This is a genomic window from Aromatoleum anaerobium, from assembly GCF_012910705.2.
Lineage (GTDB): Bacteria > Pseudomonadota > Gammaproteobacteria > Burkholderiales > Rhodocyclaceae > Aromatoleum > Aromatoleum anaerobium.
The window spans coordinates 232,449-250,249 of record NZ_WTVG02000037.1 but is presented as its reverse complement, the minus strand read 5'-3'; the positions used below and the strand labels follow the sequence as shown (position 1 = coordinate 250,249).

Annotated in this window: 16 protein-coding genes; 5 read left to right on the top strand and 11 right to left on the bottom strand. The window is 66.2% G+C overall.

Annotated elements, in window-relative coordinates; translation table 11 throughout:
* Positions 1 to 499 precede the first annotated feature (499 nt).
* The 8 genes from GO606_RS07170 to badH form a co-directional block, all read right to left on the bottom strand.
* Entirely contained in the window at positions 500 to 1,444 is a 945-nt protein-coding gene (locus tag GO606_RS07170; protein ID WP_169118006.1) for a branched-chain amino acid ABC transporter permease, read from the bottom strand.
* Positions 1,441 to 2,328, bottom strand: a complete 888-nt coding sequence (locus GO606_RS07165) for a branched-chain amino acid ABC transporter permease (RefSeq protein ID WP_169118005.1) — start codon at positions 2,326 to 2,328, stop codon at positions 1,441 to 1,443. Before GO606_RS07165 ends, GO606_RS07170 begins: the two co-directional genes overlap by 4 nt.
* Positions 2,325 to 2,522: a hypothetical protein gene (locus GO606_RS07160; RefSeq protein WP_169118004.1), complete on the bottom strand. Its 198-nt coding sequence runs from the start codon at positions 2,520 to 2,522 to the stop codon at positions 2,325 to 2,327. Before GO606_RS07160 ends, GO606_RS07165 begins: the two co-directional genes overlap by 4 nt.
* Positions 2,519 to 3,226 (bottom strand): ABC transporter ATP-binding protein, encoded by a 708-nt coding sequence (locus GO606_RS07155; protein ID WP_169118003.1) that lies wholly within the window; start codon positions 3,224 to 3,226, stop codon positions 2,519 to 2,521. The genes GO606_RS07160 and GO606_RS07155 overlap by 4 nt, the downstream gene beginning before the upstream one ends.
* On the bottom strand, positions 3,223 to 4,074 hold the full coding sequence (locus tag GO606_RS07150) for an ABC transporter ATP-binding protein (RefSeq protein WP_169118002.1): 852 nt from the start codon (positions 4,072 to 4,074) through the stop codon (positions 3,223 to 3,225). Before GO606_RS07150 ends, GO606_RS07155 begins: the two co-directional genes overlap by 4 nt.
* A gap of 41 nt (positions 4,075 to 4,115) precedes the next feature.
* Positions 4,116 to 5,270: an acyl-CoA dehydrogenase family protein gene (locus tag GO606_RS07145; RefSeq protein WP_169118001.1), complete on the bottom strand. Its 1,155-nt coding sequence runs from the start codon at positions 5,268 to 5,270 to the stop codon at positions 4,116 to 4,118.
* Between the two features lie 106 nt (positions 5,271 to 5,376).
* Complete coding sequence (badI, locus tag GO606_RS07140) at positions 5,377 to 6,159, bottom strand: 2-ketocyclohexanecarboxyl-CoA hydrolase (protein ID WP_169118000.1); 783 nt, start codon at positions 6,157 to 6,159, stop codon at positions 5,377 to 5,379.
* Between the two features lie 44 nt (positions 6,160 to 6,203).
* Positions 6,204 to 6,971 carry a 2-hydroxycyclohexanecarboxyl-CoA dehydrogenase gene (gene badH / locus GO606_RS07135; RefSeq protein ID WP_169117999.1) on the bottom strand — a complete coding sequence of 256 codons (768 nt, stop codon included), beginning with the start codon at positions 6,969 to 6,971 and terminating at the stop codon, positions 6,204 to 6,206.
* 102 nt (positions 6,972 to 7,073) lie between these two features.
* Between badH and GO606_RS07130 the strand changes: the two genes are divergently transcribed.
* Positions 7,074 to 7,544: a MarR family winged helix-turn-helix transcriptional regulator gene (locus GO606_RS07130; protein ID WP_169117998.1), complete on the top strand. Its 471-nt coding sequence runs from the start codon at positions 7,074 to 7,076 to the stop codon at positions 7,542 to 7,544.
* A gap of 7 nt (positions 7,545 to 7,551) precedes the next feature.
* Here the strand turns inward: GO606_RS07130 and aliB are convergent, their stop codons facing one another.
* The gene (gene aliB, locus GO606_RS07125) at positions 7,552 to 8,700 is read right to left on the bottom strand and encodes a cyclohexanecarboxyl-CoA dehydrogenase (protein ID WP_169117997.1); all 1,149 of its coding nucleotides are present in this window, start codon (positions 8,698 to 8,700) and stop codon (positions 7,552 to 7,554) included.
* 281 nt (positions 8,701 to 8,981) lie between these two features.
* Between aliB and GO606_RS07120 the strand changes: the two genes are divergently transcribed.
* The 4 genes from GO606_RS07120 to GO606_RS07105 are packed head-to-tail and all read left to right on the top strand — an operon-like array spanning position 8,982 to position 13,775.
* Positions 8,982 to 10,250, top strand: coding sequence for an ABC transporter substrate-binding protein (locus GO606_RS07120; RefSeq protein WP_169117996.1), 1,269 nt, complete (start codon positions 8,982 to 8,984; stop codon positions 10,248 to 10,250).
* 26 nt (positions 10,251 to 10,276) lie between these two features.
* A complete protein-coding gene (gene aliA / locus GO606_RS07115; protein ID WP_169117995.1) occupies positions 10,277 to 11,926 on the top strand; it encodes a cyclohexanecarboxylate-CoA ligase in 1,650 nt (549 codons plus the stop codon).
* Positions 11,926 to 12,699 (top strand): enoyl-CoA hydratase, encoded by a 774-nt coding sequence (locus tag GO606_RS07110; RefSeq protein WP_211166578.1) that lies wholly within the window; start codon positions 11,926 to 11,928, stop codon positions 12,697 to 12,699. The genes aliA and GO606_RS07110 overlap by 1 nt, the downstream gene beginning before the upstream one ends.
* A gap of 35 nt (positions 12,700 to 12,734) precedes the next feature.
* Positions 12,735 to 13,775 carry a porin gene (locus tag GO606_RS07105; protein ID WP_169117994.1) on the top strand — a complete coding sequence of 347 codons (1,041 nt, stop codon included), beginning with the start codon at positions 12,735 to 12,737 and terminating at the stop codon, positions 13,773 to 13,775.
* A gap of 33 nt (positions 13,776 to 13,808) precedes the next feature.
* Here GO606_RS07105 and GO606_RS07100 read toward each other — a convergent pair whose 3' ends face one another.
* Both GO606_RS07100 and GO606_RS07095 read right to left on the bottom strand, forming a co-directional pair.
* Positions 13,809 to 16,868 (bottom strand): sensor domain-containing protein, encoded by a 3,060-nt coding sequence (locus GO606_RS07100; RefSeq protein ID WP_169117993.1) that lies wholly within the window; start codon positions 16,866 to 16,868, stop codon positions 13,809 to 13,811.
* Between the two features lie 292 nt (positions 16,869 to 17,160).
* Positions 17,161 to 17,775, bottom strand: a complete 615-nt coding sequence (locus GO606_RS07095; RefSeq protein ID WP_169117992.1) for a TetR/AcrR family transcriptional regulator — start codon at positions 17,773 to 17,775, stop codon at positions 17,161 to 17,163.
* Between the last annotated feature and the right edge of the window lie 26 nt (positions 17,776 to 17,801).

Genomic DNA, 17,801 nt, shown 5'->3' with positions numbered 1-17,801 from the left:
GACGCCCCGCCCGATGAGCCGAATGTAGGCCTGGCTGAACCGCCCAACAACTGGGACGAACACTTAACGAATGAGGTGTTATTCCTACGTCGGAGGCAGGGAGTGGGCGGCCGCGTGCGCATTCGTACGTCATCGAGCCTCTGCAAATGACATGTCGTGCGGGGAATTTTTCGCCATGTCAGTCGACGGCGGAAGGTGTGAAGGCAACCGTTTCTGAAAAGCGAGGCCCAGCACGCGCACATCGGCCACGGCGCGGTGCTGCACTGCTGCACTGCTGCACTGCTGCACTGTTGAACGATCGGGCGCAACGCGCTCGTCGGCATAAGAAACAGGGCCGCTGATAAAAAACCGGCCCGACGCGCGTGCGTCGAGCCGGCAAAAACTCCGGCGAATCAGGAAGGAGGAGAGGGAGGGATCCTTCGCCGGAGGCAAGACCTTTCAGCAGGCTGTGGTGCAGTGGCCGACAGCGGCGCCCGGCCGGGGCGCCGCTGTCGGCCACTCAGCGGTTCTTCTCGCCGATCATGCGGCGGTACAGCGCGATGCCCTCGCCGACGATGCCGCGGCGGAACGCGAGCACGCAGACGACGAAGATCGCGCCCATGATCACCGTCACCAGCGAACCGACCTTGTCCGCGAGCTCGTTCTGCAGCGTCACGATCAGCGCCGCGCCGACGACCGGGCCGAACACCGTGCCGAGGCCGCCGACGAGCGTCATCAGCACGACCTCGCCCGACATGTGCCAGTGCGCGTCGCCGAGCGTCGCGAAGTTGAACACCAGCGTCTTCGTCGCGCCGGCGAGCCCGGCCAGCGCCGCCGACAGCACGAACGCGAGCAGCTTGTAGCGCGTGACGTCGTAGCCGAGCGACAGCACGCGCGCCTCGTTCTCGCGGATCGCCTTCAGGATCTGCCCGAACGGCGAGTCGATCGTGCGCCGGATCAGCCAGAACGCGCCGACGAACAGCGCCACGACAACGTAATACAGCGCGTAGTCGTCCGCGAGATCGATGCCGAAGAGCCGCCCGCGCGGCACGCCCTGCAGGCCATCCTCGCCGTGCGTGAAGGGCGCCTGCAGCAGCACGAAGAACACGAGCTGCGCGAGCGCGAGCGTGACCATCGCGAAATAGATGCCGTGGCGCCGGATCGCGAGGGTGCCGAAGACCCAGCCGAGCGCCGCGGCACCGAGCGTGCCGGCGGCGAGCCCGACGAGCGTCGGCAGTTCCCACACTTTCAGCGCATGGCCGGTGATGTACGCGGCGCTGCCGAGGAAGGCCGCATGGCCGAACGACAACAGGCCGGTGTAGCCGAGCAGCAGGTTGAACGCGCACGCGAACAGCGCGAAGCACAGCACCTTCATCACCAGCACCGGATAGATCACCGCCGGGGCCGCGAGCAGCAGCGCGAGGCCGGCGAGGCCGGCGTACGTCGACAGTCTCGGTTGCATCATTTCTCCCTCCCGAACAGGCCCGCGGGGCGGAACATCAGCACGATCGCCATGACGATGAAGACCACCGTGGAACTCGCCTCGGCATAGAACACTTTCGTCAGGCCTTCGATGAGGCCCAGCCCGAGGCCGGTCACGACCGAGCCGAGGATCGAACCCATGCCGCCGATGACGACGACGGCGAACACGACGATCAGCAGGTTCGAGCCCATCAGCGGACCGACCTGCGTCGTCGGCGCGGCGAGCACGCCGGCCAGGCCCGCGAGCCCGACGGCGAAGCCATAGGTCAGCATCACCATCAGCGGCACGTTGATGCCGAGCGCCTGGGTCAGCGTCGCGTTCTCGGTCGCGGCGCGCAGGTAGGCGCCGAGCCGCGTCTTCTCGATCGTGTACCACGTGAAGAGGCACACCGCGAGCGACGCGGCGATGACCCACGCGCGGTACTTCGGCAGGAACATGAAGCCGAGATCGAGCGCGCCGGAAAGCTCCTCGGGAATCGAATATGGCTGGCCCGCGACGCCGTACAGATGGCGGAACAAGCCTTCGATCATCAGCGCGAGGCCGAAGGTCAGCAGCAGGCCGTACAGGGGATCGAGCTTGTACAGCCGCTGCAGCAGTACCCGCTCGATGACGATGCCGATCGCGCCGACGCCCGCCGGCGCGAGGACCAGCGACCACCAGTAGCCGACCCCGGCGTACTCGAGCAGCATCCACGTGAACAGCGCGCCCATCATGTACAGCGCGCCGTGCGTGAAGTTGATGATGTGCAGCATGCCGAAGATCACCGCAAGGCCGAGGCTCAGCACGGCGTAGAACGAGCCATTGACGAGGCCCAGCACGAGCTGGCCCATCAGCGCCTGCAGCGGAACACCGAAAATGTCCGTCATTGCGCGAAACTCCAGAAAGCGTCGGCCGGGCGGGACAGCGGCCCGCTCGGCTGACCGGGAAACGGCCGGTAGGTGACCGGCCCGAACAGTCCCGGCAAGGGGTGGTCCGCGCCGCGGTCGAAGGGCCGGAACGACGGCGGCGCCGCAAACAGGTCGGCGGGGCCGAACGGGGGAAGTGGCGCGGTCGTCTTCATACGCCGAGCAACTCCTGCAGAAAGTCCTGCTTATGCCGCAACTCGCGCTGCGCGATCTCCGCGACGATCTGGCCGTGCTCGACGACCAGCAGGCGGTCGGCAAGCGGCGCGGCGAAGCGGAAGTTCTGCTCGACGAGCAGGATCGTGTAGTCGCGCTGCTTGAGCTTGCGGATGACTTCGCCGAGCTTCTGCACGATCACCGGCGCGAGCCCTTCGGAGATTTCGTCGAGCAGCAGCAGCCGCGCGCCGGTGCGCAGGATGCGCGCCATCGCGAGCATCTGCTGCTCGCCGCCCGAGAGCTTCGTGCCCTGGCTGTGGCGCCGTTCCCACAGGTTCGGGAACATCACGTAGATCTCGTCGACGCTCAACCCGCCGCTGCCGACGAGCGGCGGCAGCAACAGGTTCTCCTCGGTGCTGAGACCGGCGTAGATGCCGCGCTCCTCCGGGCAGTAGCCGACGCCGATCTGCGCGATCCGGTGCGGCGCGAGGTGGATCGCCTCGCGGCCGTTCAGCATGATCGAGCCGGTGCGGCGTCCGGTCAGGCCCATGATCGCGCGCAAGGTCGTCGTGCGTCCGGCGCCGTTGCGGCCCAGCAGCGTCACGCATTCGCCGCGCCGCACGGTGAAGTCGATGCCGTGCAGGATGTGCGACTCGCCGTAGAAGGCGTGCAGGTCCGAGACCCGCAGGTATTCGGTCGGGCTCATAGGACCAGCTCCGTGTCGTGGGGCCGCGCGTCGTCGGAACCGGACAATCCGCCGGCCGCCGCCTCGTTCGATTCCGATCCCATATAGGCTTCGATCACCGCCGGATTCGCCGAGACGGTCGCGTAATCGCCCTCGGCGAGCACCGCGCCGCGCGCGAGCACGGTGATGCGGTCGCAGATGCCGGCGACGACCTTCATGTTGTGCTCGACCATCAGGATCGTGCGGTTCGCCGACACCTGCTTGATCAACTGCATCACGCGGTCGACGTCCTCGTGGCCCATGCCCTGCGTCGGTTCGTCGAGCAGCATCAGCTCGGGGTCGAGCGCGAGCGTCGTCGCGAGTTCGAGCGCGCGCTTCCTCCCATATGGCATCTCGACGGCGATCATCCGCGCGTAGTTCTCGAGACCGACCGCGGCGAGCAACTCCATCGCGCGCCCGTCGAGCCGCTTGAGACTCGCGCCGGGCTTCCAGAAGTGGAAGCTCGTGCCGAGGGCGCGCTGCAGCGCGATGCGGACGTTTTCGAGCACCGTCAGGTGCGGGAACACCGCGGAGATCTGGAACGAGCGGACCATGCCGAGCCGCGCAACCTGCTGCGGCGCCTCGCGGGTGATGTCGGCGCCGTTGAAGCGGATCGTGCCGCGCGTGGGCTCGAGAAACTTCGTCAGCAGATTGAAACACGTCGTCTTGCCGGCGCCATTCGGCCCGATCAGCGCGTGGATGTGCCCGCGCCGGACCTTCAGATCGACGTCATTGACGGCGACGAAACCGCGGAACTCCTTGACGAGTCCCTGCGTTTCGAGAATCGGCGCGAGGTCGAGCTCCGCGTCCGGTGCATGTTGCCCAGCCATTTATGATGTCTCCTCTCTGTGGGGATGCTTTTCGGCCGGGCTCAATCCGCCTGCGCGCGGATCATGTTGCGGGCAATAACGAGCTGCTGGATCTGCGTCGTACCTTCGAAGATGCGGAACAGGCGCACGTCGCGGTAGAAGCGCTCGATGCCGTACTCGGCGAGATACCCGGCGCCGCCGAAGATCTGCACCGCGCGGTCGGCCACGCGGCCGCACATTTCCGACGCGAAGAGCTTCGCGCACGCGGCTTCGGTGCCGACATCAAGCCCGTCGTCGCGGCGCCGTGCGGCGTCGATCACCATCGAGCGCGCGGCATAGATCTCGGCCTTGCTGTCGGCGAGCATCGCCTGGATCAGCTGGAACTCGGCGATCGGCTTGCCGAACTGCTTGCGTTCCATCGCGTAGCGCAGCGCGTCGTCGAGCATGCGTTCGGCAACGCCGACGCACACTGCGGCGATGTTGATGCGACCCTTGTCGAGCACCTTCATCGCCGTCTTGAAACCGACTTCCTCACGCCCGCCGATCAGGTTCGCGGCCGGCACGCGGCAGTCCTCGAAGATCACGTCGCAGATATGCGCGCCCTTCTGGCCCATCTTCTTGTCGATCGGCCCGAGCGCGAGGCCCGGTGTGCCGCGCTCGACGATGAACGCCGAGATGCCCTGCGCGCCGCGGCTGTCCGGCGTCGTGCGCGCCATCACGGTGAAGATGCCGGCTTCGGGGGCGTTGGTGATGTAGCGCTTCGTGCCGTTCAACACGTAGAAGTCGCTGTCGCGCCGCGCGCTGGTGCGCAGGCTGGCGGCGTCCGAGCCGCTGTCGGGCTCGGTCAGCGCGAACGCGCCGATGATCTCGCCGGACGCGAGCTTCGGCAGGTAATGGCGCTTCTGCTCGGGGGTGCCGTCAATCACGATGCCCTGCGCGCCGATGCCGTTGTTGGTCGCGAACAGCGACCGGAAGCACGGCGAGGTCTTGCCGATCTCGAAGGTCGCGAGGACTTCCTCCTCCATCGTCAGCCCCATGCCGCCGTATTCCTCGGGAATCGACAGGCCGAAGAGGCCGAGTTCCTTCATCTCGTCGACGAGTTCCTGCGGGATCTGGTCGGTTTCGGCGACGTGGGCTTCCTGCGGCACGAGGCGCTCGCGCACGAAGCGCGAGATCGTGTCGAGAAGAATGTTCACTGTCTCCTGATCGCGGATCATGTCCTGTTCCCTCTCCGGTAATGATGGTGCGTTGTGGTTTTCATCGTGCGGCGAAGCGCCGCCGCCGGCGATCGGTCACCGGTCGGGGCGGCGGCTGCGCGAGCGCTTACTTGACGTGCTTGCGGAACTCCGGCTTCCTCTTCTCGCGGAACGCGTTGCCGCCTTCGGCCGATTCGGCCGTCTCGTAATACAGCTTCAGCGCGTGCATCGCGAGGCCGCCCATGCCGCGGATCATCTCGGTGTCGACATTGAACGACTTCTTCGCGAGCGCGATCGCGGTCGGGCTCTTCTCGACGATCTCGTCGCACCACTTCTTCACTTCGGCGTCGAGTTGGTCGTGCGGCACCACCGCATTGACGAGGCCCATCGCGAGCGCTTCCTGCGCGGTGTAGCGGCGGCACAGATACCAGATCTCGCGCGCCTTCTTCTCGCCGACGACGCGCGCGAGCAGCGCGGTGCCGAAGCCGGGGTCGACCGAGCCGACGCGGGGCCCCGCCTGGCCGAGCTGGGCGCGGTCGGAGGCGATCGCCAGATCGCAGATCGTCACGAGCACGTTGCCGCCGCCGATCGCGAAGCCGTTCACGCGCGCGATCACCGGCTTCGCGATGTCGCGGATCGCGCTCTGCACTTCCTCGATCGGCAGGCCGATCACGCCGCGGCCGCCGTAGCCGCCGTCCTGCGTGCCCTGGTCGCCGCCGGTGCAGAACGCCTTGTCGCCGGCGCCGGTCAGCACGACGACGCCGATCTGGCGGTCGTAGTCCGCGTCCTTCAGCGCGTGGATCATCTCCTCGCAGGTCTGCGCGCGGAACGCGTTGTACTGCGCGGCCCGGTTGATCGTGATCGTCGCGATGCCGTCTTGCTTCGTGTACAGAATGTCCTGGTATTCCATTTTGATTTCCTCTGGATGTTCGATGCAGGTTTGCAAGGCGGCGCTCAGCCGGCCATCGTCAGGCCGCCCGACACGCTCAGCACTTGGCCGGTGATGAAGGACGCGTCGTCGCTCGACAGGAACAGAACCGCACCGGGCAGGTCGTCGGGCTGGCCGAGCCGGCCGAACGGCACCGCGCGCGTGAAGGCCGTGCGCAGCTTCTCGCCCTTCTCGCCCTCGCCGCAGATGTCGTCGAGCAGCGGCGTGTCGGTCGGACCGGGGCACACGACGTTGACGCTGATCTGCTGGCGGGCAAGTTCGCGCGCCATCGTCTTCGAGAACGCGATCAGGCCGCCCTTGCAGAACGAATACACCGCCTCGCCCGACGAGCCGCCGCGGCCGGCGTCGGAGGCGATGTTGACGACACGGCCCGAGCCGCGCTCGACCATGCCCTTGACAACCGCGTGGTGCATGTACAGCGCGCCGTACAGGTTGATCGCGACGATCTTGTCCCACAGCGGCTTGTCGGTGCTGAGGAAGTTGCCGATCTTGTCCCAGCCGGCGTTGTTGACCAGCACGTCGGTCGGCCCGAGCGCCTCCTCGGCGGCCGTCACCGCGGTGATCACCGAATCCTGCTTCGTCAGATCGACCGCGAACGCGTGCGCCGCGCCGCCTTTCGCGCGGATGTCCGCGGCGACCGCCTCGGCCGCGTCGCGGTTGATGTCGAACACTGCGACTTTCGCGCCTTCCTCGCCGAAGCGACGGCAGATTGCCGAACCGATGCCACCGGCGCCGCCGGTGACGATGACGACTTTTCCGTTGATTCCTCTCATTTGCTGCTCCTCTGTTGGATACCGCTCAATTTCCGGCCCGTTTGCGTCCGGGCCGCTGTTTGCGTTTCAATGGGCGCCGTTCGAACCCTGACCACCCACCCGATGACCGACGTTTCCACCGCCAAGAACCTCGCCACGATCGAGATCAGCAACCGCCTGTTCTTCCGCTTCTTCCAGGCCGCGAACACGCTGCACACGAAGGGCACGCAGGCGCTCGACGAGTTCGGCGTGACGACGCAGCAGTGGTCCGTGCTCGGCGCGCTGTCCCGGCCGAAGGCGAAGGACGGCATGGGCATCAACGAGCTCTCCCGCTTCCTGCTCGTCAGCCGCCAGAATCTCGCCGGCCTGCTGACCCGCCTCGAACGCGACGGCCTGATCGAACGCGTGACCAGCGAGGAAGACCGCCGCTCGCGCAAGGTCAAGCTGAGCCCCAAAGGCGAGGAGCTGTGGGTCAAGCTCGCTGAGCCGATCCACGCGTTCTACGACCAGGCGCTCAAGGGCTTCTCGTTCGACGACCGGCTGCAGTTCATCCATTACGTGAGCCTCCTGCAGCGGAACATGGCGAAGCTGTAGCGCCGCCTCAGACCCGGTGCGCCGCGAGCTTCTCGCGCCCGATGATCATCTTCATGATGTTCGCGGTGCCGTCGCCGATCTGCAGCCCCATGACGTCCCGGTAGCGCTGGCCGAAGTCGTAGTCGGCTGCGTAGCCGCCATGGCCGTGCGTCAGCAGGCACTGGTGGATGATTTCGCAGGCGAGCTTCGGCGCCCACCACTTGCACATCGCGGCCTCCGCGGTGTGCGGCAGCCCCTGGTCCTTGAGCCACAGCGTGCGCAGGCATAGCGCGCGGCAGGCTTCGTACATCGTCTCGGCTTCGGCGAGCGGGAACGTGACTCCCTGGAATTCGCCGATCTTCTTGCCGAACGCCTCGCGCTCCTGGATATAGCGCCACGTCTCGTCGAGCGACGCGCGCACGACCGCCATGCACTGCATACCGATCAGCGCGCGGCTGTAGTCGAAGCCCTGCATCACCTGCACGAAGCCCTGCCCTTCGTCGCCGAGCATCATCTCGGCCGACACTCGGACGTCGTCGAAGAAGATCGAACCGCGGCCGACCGGACGCGTGCCGATGTCGTCGAACGCCGTGCGCGTGATGCCGGGCAGGTCCATCGGTACGAGGAACGCGCTGATGCCGCGGGCGCGCTCGGCCTCGGCGCCGGTGCGCGCGAACACCACCGCGACGTCGGACTGCGTGGCCATCGAGATCGACGTCTTCTCGCCGTTGAGCACGAAATCCTTGCCGTCGCGCACCGCCTTGAGCTTCAGGCGCGCGGCGTCGGACCCCGCGCTCGGCTCGGTCAACGCGATCGCGATCGTCTTGTGTCCGGCGATTACCTGACCCAGCCACTCCTTCGCGATGTCGGGCCGCGCATGGCCGGCGACGATCTGGCCGCACAGCGACGTGAGCAGGTTCACATACGACACGTTGAAGTCGCCGTACGAGATCTGTTCGAGCAGCAGCCCGCTGGTGAGGCAGTCGACGCCGAGACCGCCGTGCTCCTCGGACAGCTCCGGTCCGAGAAAACCGAGTTCGCCCATCTCGCGGATGACTTCGCGCTCGATGCGCTCGGCCTTCTCGCGCGCCTTGTAGCCCGGCGCGAGGCGCTCGCGGGCAAAGCGGTTCGCGGTGTCGACGAGCGCCTGCTGCTCGGGGCTGAGACTGAAATCCATTTTTCTCCTCCTTATCAAGTCCGACCGATTCTAGGAAGCTCTCGGGTTTTGTGTCAATACCTTTCCTTATTTTTACGCGTAACAGAATTCTTTTGAGGTCTGAAAAAATAATTTTTAAGTAATAAATTCATAATGTTACACAGATTTTCTCGAATGGTTGCCGGACCATTCACGAACGCTGCATCTCGCTTTTTATATCAATCTATTGACTTAAAAAGTTCCGGACGCTAACTTTGGGCGTCCCCGTCGCACATGCGCGTGGACCACACGTGGAGAGAGATATGCATCCAGAAAAAACAGAAACGAAAGCAACGAGCGGCAACACCAGGCTGAGCCGGCGCGTCCTCGCTAGCAGCCTTGCGGTGCTGACGATCGCGTCGGGCACACCGGCCTTTGCCCAGCAGAAGGTCAGCGACGAAGTCGTGAAGATCGGCGTGCTCACCGACATGTCGGGCACGTACTCCGACTTCACCGGCAGCGGCGCGGTCGTCGCCGCGCAGATGGCGGTCGAGGATTTCGCGAAGGACGGCACCGTGCTCGGCAAGAAGATCGAGCTCGCCAGCGCAGACCACCAGAACAAGGCCGACATCGGCGCCGAGCGCGCGCGCAGCTGGTTCGACCGCGACCGCGTCGACGTCATCGTCGAACTGGTGACGACGAACGTCGCGCTCGCGGTCATGGACGTCGCCGCGCAGAAGAACAAGCTCGCGCTGGTATCGGGTTCCGCATCGCAGTCGATCACGAACGAGCGCTGCAACGCGAACACCGTGCACTGGGTGTATGACTCGTATGGGCTCGCATCCGGCACCGCGAAGGCCGTCGTCGGCACGGGCAGGAAGAACTGGTATTTCATCGCCGCCGACTACGCGGCGGGTACCGCGATGACAAACGACGCGAGCCGCGTCCTCACCGCGAACGGCGGCACCGTCGCCGGCATCTCGCGCCATCCGTTTCCAACCGCCGATTTCTCGTCCTTCCTACTGACTGCCCAGAGCTCCAAGGCCGACGTCATCGCACTCGCGAACGGTGGCCAGGACACGATCACCGCGATCAAGCAGGCGGCGGAATTCGGCATCACCGGGTCGAAGCAGACGATCGTGCCGATCGTGCTGTTCATCAACGACGTGCATGCGCTGGGGCTGAAGACCGCGCAAGGGCTGACGCTGACGGAGGGCTTCTACTGGAACCGCGACGATCGTACACGCACGTGGTCGCGGCGCTTCTTCGCCAAGACGAAGAAGATGCCGAGCATGGCGCAGGCCGGCGTCTATTCGTCGGTGCTCAACTACCTGAAGGCGGTCGAGAAGACCGGCACCGATGACACTGCGACAGTGATGAAATACCTCAAGTCGAACGAGATCGACGACGGACTGTTCAAGGGCCGCATCCGCGCCGACGGCAAGTTCGCGCACGACATGCTGCTGCTCGAGGTCAAGAAGCCCGCCGAATCGACCGAGCAGTGGGACTACTACCACGTCCGGGGCGTGATTCCCGCGTCCGACGCCGCGCTGCCGCTCAACGAATCCAAATGCAAGCTGGTCCAGGGCTGAAGCCCGGCAGTGAAGGAGAACAACACATGAACTTCGACCCGGTACTGCTCACCGCCCGCATGGAATCGATGAAGGCCCGCGGCCTGTGGCGCGACGAGACGATCGACGTGTATCTGCAGCGGGCGCTCGCGAACTGCCCCGACAAGCTGGCGGTGGTCGCCTATCGCGACGGCCAGGCCGAGCCGGTGCGGCTCAGCTACCGCGAACTCGACCGCCGCGTCGAGCGCATCGCCCGCGGGCTCGCCGCGCTCGGCGTCGGCCGTGGCGACGTGGTGAGCTTCCAGCTGCCGAACCGCTGGGAGTTCGTCGCGCTCGCGCTCGCCTGCGCGCGCATCGGCGCCGCGGCGAACCCGGTGATGCCAATCTTCCGCCAGCACGAACTCACCTACATGCTGAACTTCGCCGAGTCGAAAGTCTTCATCGTGCCGACGGTGTTCCGCAAGTTCGACCACGCCGCGATGGCGCGCGAACTGCAGCCGAAGCTGCCCCATCTGAAACAGGTCGTCGTCCTCGATGGCGACGGCGACGACAGCTTCGAGCGCCTGCTGATGCGCGACGACTTGCCGCCGCTCGCCGGCACAGCGCTCGACCCCGACGACGTCGCGCTGCTGATGTACACGTCGGGCACGACGGGCGAGCCCAAAGGCGTGATGCACACGTCGAACACGCTGTTCTCGAACCTGCACGCGTACATCGAGCGGATGGAGCTCGGCGCCTCCGATGTCGTCCTCGGCGCCTCGCCGATGGCGCACCTGACCGGCTACGGCTACCTCGCGATGCTGCCGCTGATCCTGAACTCGACGACCGTCCTGCAGGAGACCTGGGATGCGGCGCGCGCGCTCGAGATCGTCCGCGACGAGGGCGTCACCTTCAGCATGGCGTCGGCCGCGTTCATCTCCGACATGTGCGCCGCGGTCGAGGCCGGTGCGCCGGTGTCGCCGCAGTTCACGAAGTTCAACTGCGCCGGCGCGCCGATTCCGCCGGTCGTGATCCAGCGCGCCTGGGAGCTGATGGGCCTCCTCGTGTGCTCGGCGTGGGGCATGACCGAGTGCGGCGCGGTGACGGTGACCGAGCCGGCCCGCGCGCTCGAAAAATCCGGCGTCTCCGACGGCCGGGCGCTGCCCGGCGTGGAGGTAAAAATCGTCGATGCGAACGGTGCGGGCCTGTCGCAGGGCGAAACCGGCAGCCTCTTGATCCGCGGCGCGTCGCTGTTCGCCGGCTACCTGAAGCGTCCGCACCTGAACAGCGTCGACGCCGAAGGGTGGTTCGACACCGGCGATCTCGCGTATCAGGACGCCGAGGGCTACATCCGCATCAACGGCCGCAGCAAGGACATCATCATCCGCGGCGGCGAGAACATCCCGGTCGTCGAGATCGAGAACCTGCTGTACCAGCATCCGTCGATCACGACCGTTGCGGTCGTCGGCTATCCCGACCGGCGGCTCGGCGAGCGCGTCTGCGCGTTCGTGTCGCTCAAACCCGGCTGCACGCTGACTTTCGCCGACCTCACCGCGTATCTCGACAGCCAGCAGGTCGCGAAACAGTACTACCCGGAGCGCCTCGAGATCGTAGCCGACCTGCCGCGCACGCCGGCCGGCAAGCTGCAGAAGTTCAAGCTGCGCGAGACTGCGAAAACTTTCGGCGACGCCGCCAACGCCGCCGTGGAGAAATCCTGATGAATCCCGTGATCCTCGTCGAAACCCGGCACAAGGTCGGCCTGATCCGCATCAACCGGCCCGAAGTGCATAACGCGCTCAACGATGAAGTGATGACCGAGCTCGGCCGCGCGCTCGACGCGTTCGAGGCCGACCGGAACATCGCCTGCGTCGTGCTGACCGGCTCCGACAAAGCTTTCGCCGCCGGTGCCGACATCGCGGCGATGCGCGCGATGGACTTCATGGACGCCTACAAGTCCGACTTCATCACACGCAACTGGGAGCGGCTGCGCACTTTCCGCAAACCGGTCATCGCCGCGGTGAACGGTGTCGCGCTCGGCGGCGGTTGCGAACTCGCGATGATGTGCGACATCGTTTTCGCCGCCGACAACGCGCGTTTCGGCCAGCCCGAGATCAAGATCGGCACGATCCCCGGCGCTGGCGGCACGCAGCGCCTGCCGCGCGCGATCGGCAAGACGAAGGCGATGGACATGTGCCTGACCGGCCGGCTGATGGACGCGCAGGAAGCCGAGCGCAGCGGCTTGGTCGCGCGCATCTTCCCGGCCGGCACGGTGCTCGACGAGGCGCTCGCGGCCGCCGCGCAGCTCGCCGAGTATTCGCTGCCGGTGCTGATGATGATGAAGGAATCGGTCAACCGCGCGTACGAGAGCCCGCTCAGCGAAGGGCTGCTGTTCGAGCGTCGCACGCTGCACGCGACCTTTGCGCTCGCCGACCAGAAGGAAGGCATGAACGCGTTCGTCGAGAAGCGCAAACCGCAGTTCGCGCACTGCTAGCAGCGCTCGATCCAGACTCACACCAAAGGAAATCAATGAACAAAAAACAATCAGTGGTCGCAGTCGGCGCTGTTTTGGCCAATCTGGCCTCGGCGCCCGTCATGGCCCAGTCGAATGTGACGCTCTACGGCGTCGTCGACGCCTATCTCAGCTACGGAAAAATGGGCGACAACAGAAAGACCGGCATCGATTCGGGCGGCCTGACCGGCTCCCGCGTCGGCTTCCGTGGCACCGAAGCCCTGGGCAACGGTGTGGCGGCCGTGTTTGCGCTCGAATATGGGCTCCTGAACGATGCCAACGAAGGCATCGGCACCACCGGACTGCGCGCCCGGCAGCAATTCGTCGGTCTGAAAGGCGGCTTCGGCTTCGCCGGCCTCGGCCGTCAATACGCTCCCGGCTACTATGTCTTCAAATACGACGGTGCCATCGGAACTCCATGGGGGCCGCAGGCGATGCTCGGCATCAAGGCCGGCGCGACGATCGTGCCCGCGAGCCCGGCGCGCGCGAACAATGCGCTGAACTACATTTCGCCGAACATGGGCGGCCTCACGGTCAACACGCTCTACGCGTTCGGCGAGGAAAATCAGGCGACAAACCGCCGCCAGGGCGATCGTTTCAGCATCGGCGCCGAATATGCGAACGGACCGGTCGGCGCGAACGTGATCTACCACCTCGGCCGGGACATGCCGGCCGCAGTGGGCGTCGACGACAAGAAGGAATGGTACGCGGGCGGCTCCTACAATTTCGGCGTCGTCACGTTGCTGGCCAGCTACCAGCAGGTCGAGCAGGATTCGGACACCAACAAGGTCTATCAGGTCGGTGCGATTGCGCCGATCAGTCCGGCCGGCAAGCTGCATTTCGCGATCGGCCGCCTCGATCACGAGAATTCCGACATGGACGCGACGAATCTGACCGTGGGCTATGGCCACGCACTTTCCAAACGGACGACGGCTTACGCCTTCGCCACGCGGGTGAACAACGACTCCGCGCAAAATGCGACATTCGTCGCCAGCGCGGCCGGTCAAACGGGCGAGAACAGTACGAACCTCATGGTCGGCGTGAATCACAACTTCTGATCCTTTCCTGACCCATGCCGTCGACGGGCGCCGCTAGGATTGGCTCCCGTGGCGCAGGAACTGCCGCGCGAACTCGTCGCGCGGCAGCGGCCGGCCGAGGAAATACCCCTGGGCCTGGTCGCAGCCGTGCGCTTTCAGGTATGCGAGCGTGTCGCCGCTTTCGATGCCTTCGGCGACGACTTCCAGCCCCAGCGTGCGGCCGAGCGCAATGACGGCCTCGACGACCGCGCGGCTCGTCGAGCTCTCGGTGATGCCCTGCACGAACGAGCGGTCGATCTTGAGCTTGTCGAGCGGCAGTGAACCGAGATGGACCAGACTCGAGCAGCCGGTGCCGAAGCCGTCGAGCACGATCTTGACGCCCAGCGCCCTGACTGCGGCGAGGATCCCGGCCGCGTCGTCGGCGTTGTCCATCACCGTGCTTTCGGTGATCTCCAGCTGCAACGATGCCGGGTTCATGCCGCACTCGCGCAGGATGTCCGCGAGGCGCTGCGCGAAGCGCCGCTGCCGGAACTGGATCGGCGACACGTTGATCGCGATCGGCACCGGCCCCAGCCCCGCCGCGGCCCACGCGATATGCTGACGGCACGCTTCGGCAGTGACCCACTCGCCGACGGCGCCGATCAGGCCGGACGATTCGGCGACGGGAATGAAGAGCCCGGGACCGAGCCCTTCGCAGTCCTCGCCGGCAAAGCGGAGGAGCGCCTCGGCTCCCGTGACGGCGCCGGTTCTCAGGTCGATCACCGGCTGGTAATGCAGCGCGAACGTGTTTCTTGCGAGCGCCTGCCTGAGCCGACCCTCCATCGTGGTCGACACGTCGTCGCGGTGTTCGAGGTCCGGCGCATACACGAAATAAGCGCCGCCGCTGCAGTGCTTGGCCTGGTACATCGCCAGATCGGCGGCGCGGATCAGCGCATCGACGGTCATGCCGTGCTGCGGAAACAGGCTGATGCCGATCGACGGTGAAACGGAGACTTCGGCGTCGCGGATCACGAACGGCTGCGACACGCTTTCGACGACGTACTGCGCGATGTTCATCGCTTCCTGCGTCTGCTCGAGATAGGGCAGCAGGACGATGAACTCGTCGCCGCCGAGCCGCCCGACGATGTCTTCCTTGCGCACGCCCGCCTTCAGCCGGCACGCGACCTCCTGCAGCAGCCGGTCGCCGGCTTCGTGGCCGTAGCGGTCATTGACCGGCTTGAAGCGGTTCAGGTCGATGAACAGGAACGCACCCTGGCTGTGCTTGCGCCCGGCCGCCGCGAGCAGGTGCTCGGCATATTCGAAGATCAGCCGGCGGTTCGGCAGCGCGGTCAGCGGGTCGTGCAGCGCCGCTTCATGCGCGCGCTGTTCCGCCTCTTTGCGGTCGGTGATGTCGATGTTCATGCCGACCCATTTCTCGACCTCGCCGTCCGCCCCGACGAGCGGCGCCGCCCTCACGTTGGCCCAGCGCCACTCGCGCCGGCGATGATGCAGGCGAAGTTCCGTATCGAACACGCGCCGACCGGCGACCGCCGCGCGCCATTCCCTTTCGACGCGGAGGCGGTCGTCGGGATGAATCGCATCGAGCCATCCGAAACCTGCCATTTCCTCGAAAGTCTGGCCGGTGTAGGCGGACCAGGACGGCGAATGGACGACCAGGGCTCCCGCGGCATCGCCTTCCCAGACCGCTTGGGCGGTTTCCTCGACGAGCACGCGGAAACGTTCCTCGCTCTGGCGCAGCCGCTCGCTCGCGAGTTGCCGTGCGAGCGCAGTACCGGCGGCGCGCGCCAGCACTTCGAGCACCGCGACCTCCTCGTCGTCCGGCCGGTGCGGCTCGAGCCAGTACGCGCCGACAGCGCCGGACGGGATCGCGCCGCCCACTGGAATCATCACCAGGCTGCGCTTCGATACCCCTTCCAGAACCGCCGGCGGCACGCGATCGTCGTCGCGCACGTCGACGATCACCGCCGTCTCGCGGCGCCGGATCGCCCAGTCCGTGACGATCGCAACGAGCGGGTGGTGGCTTCGTTCCCACACCGCACCGTTCGTCGCCCCCCTGCCGATGCAGCGGAAGCGGCCGTTGTCGAGTTCGACCGTGATGCCGTCCGCACCGACGAGTTCCTGCGCCGCGCGCAGCAGCTGGTCGAGGAGTTCGGCGCTGCTGTCCGCGCGCGCAAGCCGCTCGAGCCCTTCGGACAGGCGGCAGAAGCGCACATGCCTTGCCAGCAGCGCCGCTTCGGTGCGCACCTCGTCGGTGATGTTGCTGAACACGATCGCCACTTGCCGCTCGTCCGGCTTGCCGTAGCGGAACGCGTAGACGTCGAACCAGCGGTCGAGCATCCCGGCGCGCCGCTGAAAACGGACCGGCTCGCCGGTGAGCGCCACTTCGCCGTAGATCTGATACCAGGAGGATTCATTCTCCGGCACCAGCTCGCGTATCCGGCGGCCGACCACATCGACCAGGCCGGTGTGCTGCCCGAACGCCGGATTGACCTCGATGAAGCGGTAATCGACTGCTTTTCCGTGCTCATCGAAGATCATCCCGATGATGCAGAACCCTTCGTCGATCGAGTCGAAAAGTGCCCGGTAGCGCGCCTCGCTCGCATCCTGGCGCCGCCGGGCGAGGATCCGCGGGGTGTCGTCGATCACCGTCACCAGCACGCCGCCAATGCTCCCGTCCTCGCAACGGACCGGGCTGTAGCAGTTCGTCACGTACAGCGGCAGGGTGCCGTCGCCGGGCGATTCGACGACCTGCTCGGAGAGCATGACCGCCTCGCCGTCGGTCATCACCTGGCGGCACAGCGGTTCGTGAACCTGCCACGCTCCGCTCCCGCTGTCCCTTGCGCTGCGCCCGAGCGCGTCGGGATGGCGCGCGCCGAGCAGCGGCCGATAGCCATCGTTATAGATCTGGACGAGATCCTCGCCCCACAGCAGGGCCGCCGGGAAGCCCGCCCCGAGCACCAGCGCGACGACGGTCTTGAGGCTCGCCGGCCACTGCGCGACGGGGCCGAGCGCTGTCCGTCCCCAGTCGATGCGGCGCACCAGCGCCCCCGTTTCGCCGCCGGGGGGGAGCCACTCCCGAGGAGGAGCGCGCCCGTCGCTGAGAGGGTCGTCCAAAGTACACCTCGTCTGTGAATCCGGCGCGCACTGCCGCCGGGAGCGGACATCCGAGGCCGGACTTCCGACGTCCGGTGTCCCGCCCTTCCGTGGCAGTGGGAACCCTTGATTCCGCTGGAGATGTTCATGAAAGGACAGGAATCCGTTCCGCGCAAGCTATGAGACTGAAACCTACCCGACGGGGCTCAGCGCGGAAATACCTCGAAACAATGATTTTCATGCCTCACGGGTATTCCGGAAGCAATCCCCGGCCACCGCGGCTGCCCTCGTGGGGCCGCGGAGAAGGCAGGCGTCAGGGATTTTGGCTGAGCAGGTCGCGCAGCGCGCCCTGGAACAGCCGCACGACGACGTCGCGGTCGAGATGCGGGTTGCGGATGCTGCGGCTCGCCAGCCCTTCGAACATCGCGGCGAGCACTTCGATCATGCCGGCGATCGTCGCCTCGTCGTCGTCATGGCCGCTCGCGCGGCGCATGTCGCGCAGCGTCCGCCCGAGGCTGTCGCGGCACACGCGGTCGGCCGACCGGACGATCTCGGCGACATGCGGGTTGCGGGCCGCTTCGGCAAGGATCTCGAGATTGAGTCCCGCCGTACGCGGCTCGAGATTGCGCGCGACGCCGTCGGCGACGTGTTCGACCATCGCCTCCTTCATGTTGCAGGCGACGCGCAACGAGGCGGTCATCGCCAGGACATGTTCAAGGTCCTGCGCGACGATCGCCGCGATGATCGCCTCCTTGTTTTCGAAGTAGTGATAGATATGCCCCGGACTCATGCCGGCGATCCTGGAGATCTGGGCAATGCTCGCACCGTGGAAGCCCTTGCTGCGAAAACAGTCCCCCGCGGCGGCGAGAATCTGCGCGCGGCGGACTTCGGCGCGCGGCGGGTCGGGAGGGGCGGAGTCGGGGGGCATTCGCAGGGTCTCCGGAGATATTGAAG